This is a genomic window from Mycobacterium sp. SMC-8, from assembly GCF_025263565.1.
Taxonomy (GTDB): Bacteria; Actinomycetota; Actinomycetes; order Mycobacteriales; family Mycobacteriaceae; genus Mycobacterium.
This window is the reverse complement of record NZ_CP079865.1, coordinates 719,702-735,504: the sequence shown is the minus strand read 5'-3', so window position 1 is coordinate 735,504 and position 15,803 is coordinate 719,702. Positions and strand designations below refer to the sequence as shown.

Genomic DNA, 15,803 nt, shown 5'->3' with positions numbered 1-15,803 from the left:
AGTGCCTGTTGCACTGCTAGGGCGAAAGCCAAAGGTATTGAGGGATATAGGGATCGGGAAATGATAAGAACGATAGTCACCGGCGCTGCCGGCTTCATAGGATCGACGCTGGTCGACCGGCTACTGGTCGAGGGTCACCAGGTGGTCGGCATCGACAATCTCAGTACTGGCGTGGTCACCAATTTGGAGCACGCGAGCCGCCGCTACGGACCCAGCGGTCGTTTCGTCTTCACCAGAGTCGATGTGCGCGCGTCCGCGCTCAACGACATCGTCGCCGCGGCGCACCCCGACGTGGTCTTTCACCTCGCCGCGCAGGTTGACCTGCGGGCCTCAGTCGCTGATCCTCAGCACGACGCGAGCTGCAACGTGCTCGGAACCATCAACGTCTTGGAAGCCTGCCGGCTCGCCGGTGTGGGACGCATCGTCTACGCGGCATCGGGTGGCTCCCGGTACGGTGCACCGGTCAAGCTCCCGGTACCCGAGACCACGCCGCCGCATCCGTTGTCGCCCTATGCCGCAGCCAAGTACGCCGGTGAGGTGTACCTGAATGCGTACGCGGGCATGTACGGCATACTGCCGATCAGTCTCGGCCTCGCCAACGTCTACGGACCGCGCCAGAACCCGCACGGGGAAGCTGGGGTGATCGCGATCTTCAGCAGCAGGTTGCTGAGGGGATATCCGGTGACGGTCTACGGGGATGGGTCCGCCAGCCGGGATTACGTCTACGTTGACGACGTCGTGGACGCGTTCGTGCGCGCCGGCCGTTCCCACACGGCGGCGCCCGGGATCTACAACATCGGTACCGGCCGACAGACCAGCACCAACGACGTGCACCGGTTGGTCGCCGAGGCAGTCGGTGGGACGCCACCGCCATGCTACGAACCCGCACGCACGGGAGAGGTGCAGGCGATCGCGCTGGACGTGACCAAGGCGCGGAGTCATCTCGGGTGGGCGCCGGCCGTCGACGTCGAACACGGGATCAAGAACACGATCCATTGGTTGCGCGGGGTGCTGGATCCCGAGCCGGTCGTCCTGGCTGACGCCTGATGAACTCCCAGATGGCGCGACACTTCGAACAGATCCGGCGGCGGTGGTGGGTAGTACTGCTGGTGGCCGCGTTCACTGTGCTCGCGACCGCGGTTCACTCGTCGGACACCGACGCCACCTACATGGGCAAGTCCCTCCTCGTGCAATCCTCGCCGGAGAGAACACCTGAGCAGGACGCCACCATGGCGGTGGGGTACGCGACGTTGTTCAACGAGCCCGTCACCATTGGCCGGTTGCGACAGCGCACGCAGGTTCCGGACAGTGTGTCCTTCGAAGCAAGGACCGTAGCGGCCAGCCCGATCCTGACGATCGAGGCAACCGCCGAGGATCCCGAGGTCGCGCAGACTGCGGCACAACAGATGGCAGTTGCGTTCCGCGACGACATCAACTCGGTTCGAAACGCCAGATTCGCCAGGGACATCAAGGATGTGGAGCGCCAAGTCCAGGCCCTCAAAGCACAGCGCGAGCCGGACGGCAGCATGAACCCGCTTGTGCCGGTCCTCCAGGAACGACTGGACGACATGCGTGCCGATGCCACCGATCAGCTCCGAGACCTGCAGCTACGAGCCGGCGTCACGAAGATGGAACCCAAGTTTGCGTTGCAGGTAGCCACCGGCGCGCTGGGCGGACTGTTCCTCGGAGCCGTGGCCGCACTCGGCCTGGCAGCCCTGTCGCCGCGCCTGATGAATGCGCGCGACCTCGCGCACAAGACCGGTGTCGATCCGTTGATCGAGGTGCCGCGCGCCGGGTCCATAAGAGGAAATCGGTTGCGGGAAGACCGGTTACGGATGCTGGCGAACTTCATCAGCCTTCAGGGTCTTCCGGCGTCAGCGGTCATCGCGATGACGGATTGCCGCGGAGCACATGGAGCAAAGGATCTCGCGGAGGATCTCGCTCGGCTTTCTGCTCAGCAGGGGCGACGAACGGTACTGGTGTACGCAAACAACGACACTTCTCTGCCCGCAACCCATCCCGGCTTCAACGATGTGCTGGCCGATTGCAGTCTGGTCGACAGCGCGTTGACGGATTCCGCAGTGGAGTCCTTGAAGATCCTGCCGGCGGGCCCGATGGTGGCCGACCGGTACCCGCTGATGAGTCGCGAACGTATCGACGCGGTCCTGGACGAATTGCGGATGGGGGCAGACACGATCGTGGTTGTGGCACCGCCGATCACAGACTCCATCGAGTCTCACCCGCTCTTCGCCGCTGCGGATCTCACCATACTGGTGGTCGGCAAGCGGACCACGCGGTCGGGTGACGTGACCGCAGCCGCCGAGGCGCTGGCCAGGGACCACGCAATTCTGCTGGGTGCTGTACTGGTGGACGGCCGGAGACGGAGAAACGCCGACTCACAGTTGGCGCTGTCGCAAGGGGCCGGTGAGGTCGCAGACCGTTCGTCACTGCTGGATCAGCAGCGATGAGCAGTCTGCACGAGGCACCGCCGACAGCGGCCGCATCCCACCGGCCCCCAGAGCGGCTGCTCGCCGTGGGCCTGATGACGGGCTGCGCAGCCGCTGTCTGCGCGGCAGTGGTGGTGATGCCATCCGACCCGGGCTTGACGCTGATCATCGTGACAGCGGCCGCCGGCCTCGGAGGATACGCGCTGAGGAGCCCCACGTTCGCGGTGACATTGATGACCGTCACGTTGTTCCTGAGGACGCCGCTGGCCTCGTTGGGCGACCTTCCGGTCGAACTGTGGTTGGTGGTGTTCGCGCTGCTGGCGTTGGCCACTGCATTGTGGCTGGAGCGCACCGCCGATCGGGTCCGCGGTCTCGGACCGGTCGAGTGTGTGATGGGCCTGTTCCTGCTGTGGAACGTCTACTCGATGGTATCCCCGCACAAGTATCCGGCGACCGACACCATGAACGGCGGCCCGCTGCCGGTCGCTCGGTTCATCGTGGTCGCCACGATGATCCCGTTCGCGCTGTATGTGGTGGGCCGCTTCACTTTTGACCGTCCTGCTGCTGTTCGCGGGTTGCTCTGGACAATTCTGACACTGGCGACCTACTCGGCCGCAGTGAGCATCATGCCCTTTACCGGGCTGGGTGGCTGGGTCTGGCCGCGTTACATAGTGACCGATCCGGCGTGGGAGGGCCGGGCGGTCGGAATCTTCAACCAGCCGGTTGTCAACGGGATGGTGCTGACGCTGGGTTTCGCGATCGCGATGTTCTTCCTCAGTCGGCGAGGAGATCCCGGTTGGCAGAGATGGGCGAGCGCACTCATTGCCGCGTTGTGCGGTGTCGGGATCTATCTGACCTACACCCGCGCTGTCTGGCTCAGCGCACTGCTCGTGCTGTTCGTCGGGGCATTCTTGGCGAAGGGATTCCGCAGCGGATTCATCGTTGTCCTCGGTGTGGTGGCGACCGCGGCGTTGATGAACTGGTCGACATTCACCAGCAGCGACCGTGAGGCGGGAGGCGTGGCCTCGCAGAGCGAGATCCAATCACGGCTCAACGATATCGAGACCGCGTTGTGGGCCAGAAGCCAGAAACCCCTGGTGGGCTGGGGGATCGGCCGGTTTCCGGAGGTCAACACCCACCACCACCAACAATGGTCGCAGGACGTGCCCTGGGTCGGGGGCTACGGCGAGGTAGCCCACTCGAACGAGATGGGATTGCTCGCCGAGCTCGGCGGGATCGGCCTCGCGCTCTGGCTGTCTGTGCTGACGCTCATCGCTTTCCGGCTCCGCAATGCCTATCGCAGGCTTTCGGACCGCGACCTGTGTGGGCGACCGCTTGCCGTAATCGCGATCATGGCGATGGTCATCCTGATCTGTACCGGACTGACTGTCGACCTTCGCTACTTCGACTTCCCCACAGCCACAACCTTCCTTGTCCTCGGCATCGCCGTCGGCTGGTCCGAACGGACCACGAACGCAACCATCGGCACACCCGGTAGCGCTGAGCGGGAGCTGCGGCATCATGGCTGAGCAGAAGGCACTGTGGGTGTCCACCAGCACGCAGACGCGAGGCGGTATCGCTTCCTACGTCCGGGCCATGCAGCGCACCCGCCTGTGGGACGACTGGAACATCAGGCACATCACCACCCACCGCGACGGAACCGTGACGGTGAAGATCGCGATATTCGTGCTCGGGATGCTGAAGTTCGTCGTCGAACTGATCCGGTTCCGCCCCAGCGTCATCCACTTGCACGCCAGCTCCAGAGGCAGTTTCGCCCGTAAGGCGCTTCTGTTCTGGATCAATCGGATCACCGGAACTCCGGTCGTTTTCCACATGCATGGTTCAGGGTTCCCGCAGGACTACGACAACTCGCCGCCGTTGATCCAGATGCTGACCCGCGCGACCATATCCCGGGCGAGCGCTTTCGTCGCCCTCGGGCAGATGTGGGCCGACCGGATGCGGCTGATCGTCCCGGATGCCCGGATAGTAGCGATTCCCAACGGTGTTGAACTCTCCCCGGCTGTGGATCAGCCCTCAGGCGGACCGGTTGCCGTGCTCTTTCTGGGCCGGATCGGCGACCACAAAGGCGCCTTCACCCTGCTGGAGGCGTGGGCGAAACTGGTGTGCGAGCCCGGATTCGTCACCGCAAGCGGGACTACGGCCACCCTGACGCTGGCCGGGGACGGCGAAGTCGCCAGAGCCCGGCAGTGTGTCAGGCAATTGTGCCTGGAGGAAACGGTCACCGTACACGGCTGGCTTTCCGAGGATCAGGTGGGCGATCTGCTGGACCACGCACAAGTACTGGTGCTGCCCTCGCGCAACGAAGGACAGCCGATGGCCGTCCTCGAGGCGATGGCCCGCGGCCTGTGTGTCGTGGCAGGTGACGTCGGCGGCCTACCGGAGATGATCGGCGGCGGTGCCGGAATCCTGATCCCGCCCGATGACGCGGAGGCCCTTGCAGAAGCCCTGCGGCAGGTCGTCGGGGACCATGACGTCCGCGCCAACTATGGAGCAGCCGCACACGTGAGGATCCGCGACCAGTTCGACACCGAAACGATCGCGCGTCGACTCGACGCTTTGTACCGGGAGGTGTGCGGATGACCGGGCAACCGATCAGAGCTACCTTCATCATCCCGCTGATGAAGGCCGGCGGCGCCGAGCGGCATCTGACCACGCTGCTGCCGAGGATGGATCCGGTGCGGTTCAGGCCGTCGGTCGTCTGCATCGGCGGAGAGGGGGACATGTTCGGCGACCTGTGTGCTGCCGGCATCCCGGCTACTGCGCTGGACCTCGCCAAATGGCAGATCTGGCAGGCGATCCGGGAACTGGTGGCCATCTTCCGGCAAGAGCAGACCGACGTCGTCGTGATGTCCGGCTATAACGCCGAGACGCTCGGCCGTATCGCGGCGCGGGTCGCAGGCGTCGGGCACACCATCGTGTGGGTGCACAACGCGACTGAGATCACACCTCGTGGCGTGGTCCACCGGCTGGTCGATCACGGGCTCAGTCACTGGACCAGTGCGTATTTCGGGGTCGCCAACGTCCAACGCCGGTTCCTGGTGGACGAGCGTGGATACGCCGCCGACAAGATCCGGATCATCCACAACGGTGTGGACCCGACGCTGTTCGAGGCCAGCACCGACCGCAGAGCGCTCGCCGAGTTCGGGATCGGGCACAGCGCTCCGGTGGTGGGAATCCTCGGGTCACTCCGGCCCGAGAAGGACCACGCCACATTCCTGCAGGCCGCCCGACTGGTGATCGACAAGGTGCCCGATGCCGAGTTCCTGCTCGTCGGCGAGGGCCAATGCCGTGCTGATCTGGAGATGCTCTGCGAGACCCTGGGGATCACCGCCCACGTGCACTTCGCGGGCGCGAGGTCCGACATCGACCGCTTCCTCCGTTCGGTTGACGTCTTCACGTTGACGTCCACCACCGAGTGCCTGCCGATGGCGCTCCTCGAGGCGATGGCCTGCGCTCGCCCCGCGGTGTGCACCGCGGTCGGTGGCGTCACCGAAGTGGTAGAGGACGGAACCACCGGGTTTCTCGTACCGCCGAAAGATCCTGCGCGACTTGCAGACCGGCTCGTCGCGTTGCTCACCAACCCACTCGACGCGCGTCGGATGGGTCGCGCCGGCCGCCGGCGTGTCGAGGCCGAGTTCCGACTCGACCGCAGCGTGGACGCAGCCCAGAGCGCGATCGAGGAACTCGTCACCTCCCAGTACGCCCTAGTGGACGGAGCCAACGCATGAAGCGACACATCCTGATTCTGGTTGAGAACCTCTCTGTACCGTTCGACCGTCGTGTGTGGCAGGAGGCGCAGGCGCTGACCCGCGCGGGCTTCCGGGTCACCGTGATCTGCCCGACCGGGGCCGGCCAGGACACCGAGCGGGAAGTGGTGATAGAGGACGTCCGGATCCTGCGTTATCCGTTACGACCTGCCACGGGCGGGCCGAAAGGCTATCTGCGTGAGTACACGTTCGCGCTCTGGCACACCCTGCGCCTGGCGGTGAAGGTCCGTCGCGAGGGGAGGGTCGACGTAGTGCACGCGTGTAATCCTCCGGACCTGCTGTTCCTGGTGGCACTGATGTTGCGGCCTGGCGGAACGCGGTTCGTTTTCGACCACCACGACCTGGTGCCCGAGCTGTTCCTGTCCAGGTTCGCAGGCGGAGGACAGCTTCTCTACCGGTTGACGCGAGCCGTCGAGCGGATGACGTTCGCCGCAGCTGATGCAGTGATCTCGACCAACGAGAGTTACCGCAGGGTCGCGATAGAGCGCGGCGGCATGTCTCCCGACCGCGTAACCGTCGTCCGGAGCGCACCCGATCTCGGTCGCTTCATGCCGCAGCAGCCGGACGGCGATCTGAGGCGTGGCAAGGGCTTTCTGCTTGCGTATCTCGGCGTGATGGGGCCGCAGGACGGAGTCGACTACGCATTACGCGCGGTGCGGCTGCTGCGTGACGAAGTCGGACGCGACGACTTCCACTGCATCTTCATGGGAGCCGGCGACGTGTTGCCCGACATGGTCGCGCTCGGTGAAGAGCTCGGCATCTCTGACATCGTGGAGTTTCCAGGGCGGGTTCCCGACGAGTTCGTCCAACGCTGCCTGTCGACCGCCGATGTGTGTCTGTCGCCGGACCCGTCGAATCCCCTCAACGACGTATCGACGATGAACAAGGTCGTCGAGTACATGGCGATGGGCCGGCCGATCGTGTCCTTCGACCTCACTGAGGCGCGGGTGTCCGCCGGTGAAGCTGCGATATATGTTCCGGGCAACGACGAACTCGCATTCGCGCGGGCCATCGACGCTCTGTTGCAGGATCCACAGCGGCGCCGTGGCATGGGTGAGCTCGGGCGCCGGCGTGTCGAACAGGAACTCTCGTGGGAAGTGTCCAGCCGCAACCTCATCCGGTTCTACCGCGAGTTGCTCGGTGTGGATCGGCAGAAGCCCGATGCTCTGGTGACCGGCGGTGAGGTCGCGTGAGCCACACCGGCAACCTGCTCGACGTGCTGTCGCACGACAAGCTGGTCCAGGTCCGCCCGGCCGACCAGGCCCTCGGGCGTGTTCCGGGCCTGGCTGCTCAGGCTGCCGTCTTCTGCGGACCGCTTCTGGTCTATGGGCTACTGCCGACCCAGAATCACAACTACGCCGACGACTCCCTGGCCTGGGCATACCAATTGACCCAGTCGGGCGGTCTCATCAACAGCCATCACCTGTACCTGAACCCGATGAGGTGGCTCTATCACCTGCTCGCCGGCGCGGGGCTGACCGTGAATCCGGTGTCGATGCTTGCGCTTTACTCGGCGGCGTGGGGCGCTGTCGGCCTGGCGATCCTGTACCGGCTGATGGTACGCGCCGGACTGGGCAGGACCGCATTGTGGGGAACACTCCTGTGCGCCGTCAGCGCGGGCTACTGGTCCTATTCGATCGCGGGTGACGTCTACGTTCCGGCCGCCGCGCTGATGACGATCGGTGTCTACTGCGTCTATTCCGGGCTCACTACTCTGACCACACGCAGCGCACGGTGGTATGCCGCCGGGGCGGTCCTGGCCTTCGCCGCCATGCTGGCCCACCATCAGGCCCACGTCGTGTTCGTACTCGGGATGGTTCCGGCCGTGCTGCTGATGCGCATCTCCACCGCGAAGCGACGGGCGATGATCGGCGTCGGGGTACCGACGGCTGTGTGCGTCCTGGCGCTAACGATGTACGCCGTTGCTTACCAGTCGGTCCCGCAGGAGGAACGGCACGGTTTCGTCCAGTTCGGCGTCGGCTACGTCGAGTCCTTCGAACCTCGCGAGGACCAGAAGCAGCTGGGGGCCGGCACCCTGGTGAACATCGCCGCCGGCGAGACCCGAGCCCTGGTGTCGACGAACGTGATGTTTCGCAGTCCAGAAGTGGCACAGGCGGTCCAGGACCGGTATCCACAACGAGCCACATACCCGCTGGCCTATCTCGTCCGCGACGTCCCGGCCCCGGTCGCGGTCCTGGCCGCGGTCGCGGCGGTCTTGGGAGTGCTGCTTGTCGTAATGCTGTCGGTGCGCGGCCTGTGGTTCGGGCTGAAGGAGAGGAGCCTGGTCCTTCTCATCGCGGTCGCGATGGTCCCGCAGGTGCTGTTCTTCACCTGGTGGGAGGGCGTCTCCGATGAGTTCTCGGTGTGGACACTGCCGCTGCTGGCCATCCTCTCCGCCTGGGGCGCCGCCGGGACCAAGCACCCACTGCAGTGGCTGAAGGCCGCGGTGGTGTGCGTTCTCCTCAGCACATTGGTGGGATCGGTGCTGCTCTACTGGAATCCGCGCAACGACATCGATCTCGTCACCGACGGGTACGTGAACGCGCTGGGCCCCGGCGATCTGGTCGTCGGCTTCGACGACATCCAGTCCGATTTCAGGACGATGCTCGACGCCGACCGCCAGGGGTTCGAGTATCTCAATTTCTTCAATGTGCGCGGACCGCACGACACGGCAAGGTTCGAGGCCGCCCTGGACTCCGCCGCCGCCGCGGGCTTGCGCATCCACGTCTCGCCACGGCTCACCCATCCGCCGAAGAGCGCGCTGGTTTTCAAGGAGTCTGTGGATCCGGACTTCGACTCCCAGCGCGCCCTCATCTTGGACAAGCTGGAGGCCATGCCCTCCGTCGAATGGGTCGAGCCGTCGGCGTTCTCGGAACGGTATTTCGAAGGATCCGGCGGTGTCTAGCCTGGTCTGGTACGCCGGCCGCGCGGCAAGAATGTCCCCCCGCGAGGCGGTGTGGCGTACCCGCCGCCTGATCGACGCGCTCACGGGCCGCGACGGTCTGCGCGAGCACCCCGACGCAAAGATGCTCTCCGGTACGCCGGTCGACTGGGACGACCTGCGGGAGCAGTTCCGGCGCAGCGCGTCCCGGCCCGTGCTGCTCGACCGGGAGCGCGCCCGGCGCATGGCACAGACACACCCCGACGCCATGCAACGACTGCTCGCCGAAGCCGGCCGCCTGTTGGCAGGAGAGCGCACCTATCTCGGTTACGACACCGTGAACGTGGGGACGGCCGTCGACTGGAACTTCGACCCGAACAGCGGCTACCGCTGGCCCACCGCCCCCGGCCATCGGATTGACCACCGGGTGGCACCCAGCGACGCGAAATGGATCTGGGAACTCAACCGGCTCCAGCATCTACCCATTCTGTCGCAGGCCTGGCTGCTTACCGGTGTTCCGAACTTCGCCGAGACCGCCCTGGACCACCTGGATTCGTGGCTGGATCAGAACCCGGTCGGTACCGGGATCGCTTGGCGTGGTGCGTTCGAGTCAGGTATCAGGGCGACGTCGGTGGGGATCGCCCTGCAGGGACTGCGACACTCGCCGGCGATGACCACGCGGCGGTACCGGCGCGCGGTCCGAATGCTCGACGTCAGTGCCCGGTACTGCTGGCATGCCCGGTCCCGTTTCAGCTCGGCCAACAACCACCTCATCGGCGAGATGTCCGGCCTGGCTGCCATCCATCTGTTGTTTCCCGAATTAAGCTTTCCTGCAGCTCTTTTCAGGTCTGCGCTGGACACGATGGCAGCCGAAGCCGAACGGCTGATCCTGGCCGACGGGGCCGGTGCGGAGCAGTCGGTCACGTACCAGATCTTCACCGCCGAGATGCTGGCCACGGTGGTGGTGCTGCTGCGATTGGGCGGTCACGACGTGCCCGCGGCCCTGCCCGCGGCGCTCAGCCGTGGTGCGAACTACCTTGTATCGTTGGTCGGTTCGGAGGACCCCGACCCGCGGTACGGGGATGACGACGACAGTTTCGCACTCCGGCTGGGCGCCGAGCCCAAGCGCACCGTGCGGCAGCACCTGGGAATCGTGGCGGCGACCACCGGTGACCAGCTTATAGCGAGGCATGGTGAGAACACCGTGACCGCTGCGTGTTTCGCTGATGCGCTCGGCACCGACATCAGCGGGACCGGTGCGAGGGTCGGCGTGGCCGGGGCGCTGCCGAGCAGCTACGCTGCCGACGGAGGGATGGTGGTGCTGCGAAGCGCGAGGCGCCGCCTGACGGTCGACGTCGGTCCGCTCGGCTATCTGTCCACCGCGGCACACGGGCACGCCGATGCGCTCTCGGTGACGCTGAGTGTCGAGGGCCGAGAGCTGATCGTCGACCCGGGGACCGGTAGCTTCTACGGGGACCCCGTGGTGCGGTCGGTCCACCGGGGCACCCGTGTTCACCCGACTGTGTGTGTGGACGGCATCGACCAGTCACAGCAAGGTGGACCTTTCTTCTGGCGCAGTCATGCCCAGACCACCGTGCACGCAGTGGATCTCGCGCGCGGCATTGTCGATGCCGAGCACAACGGCTACCTCCGGATCGCCGACCCGGTGCGGCACCGGCGGTGGATCATCGCGCCGCCAGGCGAGCTGACGGTGGCCGTGGTGGATCTCCTCGACGGCCGCTCCGAGCATGACATCGCGGTGGCCTGGCCGCTGCATCCCGATTGCGAGGTGGCACCCACGACGTGTGGGCACCTCGTCACCAGAGAGGGGGCAGCTGTCTTGAGCCTCCACTACGCAGCGACTGTGACACTCGACTGCGAACAGATTCGGGCAGACAGCTCGTCCCGACTCGGGTGGTGGTCGGGTCGGCTTGAGAACAGGACACCGGCATGGCTGGTCGGCATCCGGTGTCGAGCCGCCGCTCCTGTGGCAGTGGTGTCACTGCTACGAACCGGCGATTGCGAGGACCCCCTGGTTCCCAGCATCGTCCGGAATGGTTCGGCGCTGACCGTCCGCTGGTTCGACCAGTGTTCGGAACGGGTCCTGACGATAGGCACCAGCCGAGCCGGGGCCGTGCACGGGCTGCCTTCGTCATCTTCTTCTTCGGTTCTGGGATTGGTGGGAAAATCATGAGTGGTCGGATGTTGACTTCGGTGAGTGTGTTCGGGCTCGGTTACGTCGGTTGCGTCAGCGCGGTGTGCCTGGCTGCGCAGGGGCATCGGGTGATCGGTGTCGACGTGAACCAGGACAAGGTGGACGCCCTGGCCCGCGGTAATTCACCGGTGGTGGAGGAACGACTGGGTGACCTTGCCGCCGAGGCGGTCGCCACGGGAAACCTGACCGTCACCACCGATACGGCAACCGCCGTCCTGCACACCGACCTGTCACTGGTGTGCGTCGGTACCCCGTCTGCCCATGGTGGCGGACTGTCCACCGAATACCTCGAACAGGTCACCGACGCGATCGGCGCGGCCCTGGCCAAGAAGGACCGTTGGCATGTGGTGGTCTATCGCAGCACCATGATTCCGGGAACTTGCGAGAAGCTTCTCATCCCCCGACTGGAGTCGGTCTCCGGTAAACGGGCTGGAGTGGACTTTGGCGTGTGCGTCAACCCGGAGTTCCTCCGAGAGGGGACCAGCGTGCGGGACTTCTTCAACCCGCCGAAGACCGTTGTCGGCGAGACTGATTGTCGGAGTGGGAAGACCGTGCTAGCACTCTACGACGGCCTTCCGGGCCGGCAGTTCCAAGTGCCGATCAAGGTCGCCGAGATGACCAAATACGTCGACAACAGCTTCCATGCGCTCAAGGTCGGCTTCGCCAACGAGATCGGCGCGATCTGCTCGGCGCTGACCCTGGACTCCCACGACGTCATGGAGATCTTCCTCGCGGACACGAAGCTGAACATCAGCACGGCCTACCTGCGGCCAGGCTTCGCGTTCGGCGGGTCATGCCTGCCCAAAGATGTCCGTGCGCTCACCCACACCGCGCGCCGAAACGATCTCGACGTTCCCCTGCTGGCGAACCTGTTGGCGTCCAACGAGAGCCACATGCGCCGAGCCGTGGACCTTGTTCTGGCCACCGGGTTGCATCGGGTCGGAATCTTCGGACTTTCGTTCAAGCAGGGCACCGACGATCTGCGCGACAGCCCCATGCTGGAACTCGCCGAACGGCTGATCGGCAAGGGGTTCGACGTCAAGATCTACGACCCGACCGTCGTGCTGTCGCGCCTGACCGGTGCCAACAAGACCTTTATCAGTCAGCAGCTTCCCCACATCGGCGACCTGCTGACCGACGACGCCGATGCTGTGTTCGAGCACGGTGAACTGCTGGTCGTCGGATCGCGCGACCCCAAGGTCGTCGATGTCATCGACCGCGCAGGATCCGATCGGTTCATCGTGGATCTGGTGCGATTGCCCGGTGCTGAACTCCTGCGCAGAACACCGCACTATCAGGGAATCGGGTGGTGAGCATGGGTCTGAAAGTCCTGATGATGGGACCGTATCCCCTCGAGCCCGGAAAGGTCAGCGGTGGAATCGAGTCGGCGACAAGCACACTGGTGCCCGCGCTGGCTGCCCGCGATGACGTCGAAAGTGTCACCGTGCTGCGCTTCCACGAGGGTGATGCGTCAACCGGCTACCGGCGCGAGGGTCCGAAGGTGGAAGTGCATTACCTACGTGGTCAACGCCGATGGCGGACCGTTACAGGATGCTTCCTGGACCGGCGGAAGGCCCGCAAGCTGGCGGCCCAGGTAAACCCAGACGTGGTACACGGACAGGAGATCGGGTTGTACGGCGCCATCGCGCAGCACTGCAGCCGCGACGCGGTGATCACCGTCCACGGGGTCACACTGCCCGGCCACAGTACCGATACCACGGACAACGCCGGTCTGAGAGGCACGCTGCGGGACAGCATGATCCGCAGCCTGGAGCGGCGGGTGCTGCGTCGCGGCAAAGTCGTCATATCGCTCTCGCAGTGGGACACCGAGGTTTTGGATGTGCCGATCAGGGGCGCTCGGGTGAGTATCCCGAATGCGACCGGCCCAGAGTTCTTCGCGCTGGCACCGGCGCCGCCGACGCCTCCGCGACTGCTGTTCGCCGGTGTGTTCACTCCGAACAAGAACCCGCTCGGCGTGGTGAATGCGTTCGCACAGGTGCGGATGTCACTGGCCGAGGCAACGCTGGCACTCGTCGGCCCACACCCCGACCAGCGCTACTCCGAGCGGGTGCTGGACCGAATCAGAGCTCTCGGCCTCGACGACGGCGTGGATGTCGTCGGCCCGGTCGGCAACGAAGAGCTTCGTCGGGAGCTCACCCGAGCCCGCGCTGTCGTGCTGTTCTCGCACCAGGAGAACGCGCCGACGATCGTCGCTCAGGCGATGGCCGCAGGAAAACCCGTCATCGCAAGCCGCGTCGGCGGCATACCGGAGATGGTTGAGGACGGTGAGACCGGTTTCCTCGTGGACTCCGGTGATGAGGCGATGCTTGCTGATCGGATGCTCAAAGTAGCTGTGGACGAACGACTGTCACGGACGCTCGGGCGCCGTGCGCACCAGCTCGCGCTGCACCGGTACTCGGCCGAGACGGTGGCCGCGAAGACCATTGAGGCATATCAGATGGCTGTGATCCAGGAGAAACGATGAAGGCTATGCTGAAGGAACTGGCTGCTCGGTCGCTGTGCGCACTCGGAGTTCCGATCCTGGCACGATGGCGGCGTTCCCACCGTCTGGCGATCCTGATGTTCCACGGTGTTGAGAGCGAGCCGTTGTCTCCACCGTGCGACTGGGTCATCGACACCGCCACACTTCGGCGCGACCTCGACTACGTGCGCAGACACTTCAACGTCCTCCCACTCGAGGAGGCGCTAGGCCGGCTCAGGGACGGAACACTGCCCGGCCGTGCCGCTGCGGTCACCTTCGATGACGGCACCCGAAACCTCCTGACCAATGCCGCACCGGTGCTGCGGGAGCTCGCCGTGCCTGCGGCGGTGTTTCTCGCGACGGGGCCGATGGGCACGAGCGAGCTGTTGTGGCCGGACCGACTGTGGAGTGCCTTCGCGCAGACGAACCGGACCGAGATCGACCTCTCGCACCTAGGTCTCGGGAAATGCCCCCTGTCTACCGAGGCCGAACGGACCACGGTAAGGGACTCGGTCACACAGCTGTTCAAACAGCTTCCCGAGGCCGAGCGGATCACAGGAGTCGATTCCGTCGTCGGTGCGTTGGGCGCACAGTCGGCCGCACACGGCGGACCCTTCCAGCTGCTGTCCTGGGATGAGGCGGCCGCGCTCGCGGCCGACGGGCTGGTCACGCTCTACCCGCATACCGTCACCCATCCGATCCTGGCCCGCTGCGACGACGACAAGGTCGGGCACGAGATCACAGAATCGTGCCGCGCGGTGGAGAACCACACCGGCCGGGCCCCGGCCGTATTCGCCTACCCGAACGGATGCGAGCAGGATTACGACGATCGCGCCAAAGAAGTGCTGCGAAACAACGGGATACGGTGGGCGCTCACCACGACCAACGGTTTCGTCGATGCCCGCAGCGATCCGCTCGAGCTGCCCCGGATGGGATTTTCGACGGACCAGTCTTTCGCGGTGTTCAAGTTGAAAGTCTCCGGCTTCTCATTGCGTCCTGGGCGCAAACGCAAGGCCCCGGCGCTGAATTCGGATGTCGGGGAAGCGGCCAGCGATGTCACTGTCTGAGGCGGCTAACCGGCTGATACCCGCCCCAGCCGACGAGCTCGAGGTCCATCTGCAGCCGATCACGGCGGCGGACCTGCCCGCGGTGGCACAGTTTCTCCATGACGAGCTCGACCCTGCGGTGCCCGTCGAACGGTGGGCATCCGACGTCGTCCCGAGCTGGGAGGTGGAGCAACCCAACTACGGTTTCATGCTGCGCTGCGACGGCAGGGTGGTGGGCGCCCACCTCGCGATCTACTCCGAACGGAGGATCGACGGTGTCAGGCACCGCTTCTGCAATCTCACGACGTGGTGCGTGGCGGAACGGTACCGGTCACATGCGCTGAGCCTGCTGCGGGCTCTGCTGCGGCAGAAGTCCTATCATTTCACTGATCTGTCCCCGTCGTCGGACGTGCAAGTCCTCAACGCTCGCCTCGGCTTCGTGTACCTCGACACGACGACGTGTGCCGTTGCGAATCTGCCCTGGCCCATCCGCCGACGAGGCATCCGGATCTACTCGCGCCGCAAGACGATCGCGAGCGTCCTCAACGGTGAGGACCTGGCGCGTTACCGCGACCACGCCCGCGCCGCGGCGGCGCGACATGTCGCGATCGTGATGGGCGGTCAGACCTGCCACGTGGTCTTCCGGCGTGTTCGGCGCAAGAACATCCGGTCATTCGCGTCACTGGTGTACGTGAGCGACACCGATCTGTTCCGGGCCGCGGCGCCCCACTTCTTCCGGCACCTGCTCTTGCGTCACGGTATCGCAGCCACACTCATCGAGGCACACGTGGTCGCCGGCGACTTCCCGCGATCAGTACGGGTGTCGCCCAGGGCCAAGATGTTCCGCAGCGACATGTTGCGCCCCGACCAGATCGACTTCCTGTACAGCGAGCTCACCTGCATGCGCTGGTGACACGGCGTTCCAGGCAAGCGCCGCGTCACCA

At 65.3% G+C, this 15,803-nt stretch carries 12 protein-coding genes; all 12 read left to right on the top strand.

Going from position 1 to position 15,803, the window contains the following annotated elements; all coding sequences use genetic code 11:
- Positions 1-63: 63 nt before the first annotated feature.
- Genes KXD97_RS03660 through KXD97_RS03605 form a run of 12 tightly spaced genes read left to right on the top strand, consistent with a single transcriptional unit; the run spans position 64 to position 15,772 of the window.
- Positions 64-1,047, top strand: coding sequence for an NAD-dependent epimerase/dehydratase family protein (locus KXD97_RS03660; RefSeq protein ID WP_260757824.1), 984 nt, complete (start codon positions 64-66; stop codon positions 1,045-1,047).
- Positions 1,047-2,468 (top strand): hypothetical protein, encoded by a 1,422-nt coding sequence (locus KXD97_RS03655; protein WP_260755505.1) that lies wholly within the window; start codon positions 1,047-1,049, stop codon positions 2,466-2,468. Before KXD97_RS03660 ends, KXD97_RS03655 begins: the two co-directional genes overlap by 1 nt.
- Positions 2,465-3,976 carry an O-antigen ligase gene (locus tag KXD97_RS03650; protein WP_260755504.1) on the top strand — a complete coding sequence of 504 codons (1,512 nt, stop codon included), beginning with the start codon at positions 2,465-2,467 and terminating at the stop codon, positions 3,974-3,976. Before KXD97_RS03655 ends, KXD97_RS03650 begins: the two co-directional genes overlap by 4 nt.
- Positions 3,969-5,048, top strand: coding sequence for a glycosyltransferase family 4 protein (locus tag KXD97_RS03645; RefSeq protein WP_260755503.1), 1,080 nt, complete (start codon positions 3,969-3,971; stop codon positions 5,046-5,048). Before KXD97_RS03650 ends, KXD97_RS03645 begins: the two co-directional genes overlap by 8 nt.
- Positions 5,045-6,196: a glycosyltransferase gene (locus tag KXD97_RS03640; protein ID WP_260755502.1), complete on the top strand. Its 1,152-nt coding sequence runs from the start codon at positions 5,045-5,047 to the stop codon at positions 6,194-6,196. The genes KXD97_RS03645 and KXD97_RS03640 overlap by 4 nt, the downstream gene beginning before the upstream one ends.
- A complete protein-coding gene (locus tag KXD97_RS03635) occupies positions 6,193-7,428 on the top strand; it encodes a glycosyltransferase family 4 protein (protein WP_260755501.1) in 1,236 nt (411 codons plus the stop codon). Before KXD97_RS03640 ends, KXD97_RS03635 begins: the two co-directional genes overlap by 4 nt.
- Complete coding sequence (locus tag KXD97_RS03630; protein WP_260755500.1) at positions 7,425-9,140, top strand: hypothetical protein; 1,716 nt, start codon at positions 7,425-7,427, stop codon at positions 9,138-9,140. The genes KXD97_RS03635 and KXD97_RS03630 overlap by 4 nt, the downstream gene beginning before the upstream one ends.
- Positions 9,133-11,310 (top strand): alginate lyase family protein, encoded by a 2,178-nt coding sequence (locus tag KXD97_RS03625; RefSeq protein WP_260755499.1) that lies wholly within the window; start codon positions 9,133-9,135, stop codon positions 11,308-11,310. The genes KXD97_RS03630 and KXD97_RS03625 overlap by 8 nt, the downstream gene beginning before the upstream one ends.
- Before the next feature lie 20 nt (positions 11,311-11,330).
- Positions 11,331-12,644 (top strand): nucleotide sugar dehydrogenase, encoded by a 1,314-nt coding sequence (locus tag KXD97_RS03620; RefSeq protein WP_260755498.1) that lies wholly within the window; start codon positions 11,331-11,333, stop codon positions 12,642-12,644.
- A gap of 2 nt (positions 12,645-12,646) precedes the next feature.
- Complete coding sequence (locus KXD97_RS03615) at positions 12,647-13,816, top strand: glycosyltransferase family 4 protein (protein WP_260755497.1); 1,170 nt, start codon at positions 12,647-12,649, stop codon at positions 13,814-13,816.
- The gene (locus KXD97_RS03610; protein ID WP_260755496.1) at positions 13,813-14,880 is read left to right on the top strand and encodes a polysaccharide deacetylase family protein; all 1,068 of its coding nucleotides are present in this window, start codon (positions 13,813-13,815) and stop codon (positions 14,878-14,880) included. The genes KXD97_RS03615 and KXD97_RS03610 overlap by 4 nt, the downstream gene beginning before the upstream one ends.
- The gene (locus KXD97_RS03605; protein WP_260755495.1) at positions 14,867-15,772 is read left to right on the top strand and encodes a hypothetical protein; all 906 of its coding nucleotides are present in this window, start codon (positions 14,867-14,869) and stop codon (positions 15,770-15,772) included. The genes KXD97_RS03610 and KXD97_RS03605 overlap by 14 nt, the downstream gene beginning before the upstream one ends.
- Positions 15,773-15,803: the final 31 nt, after the last annotated feature.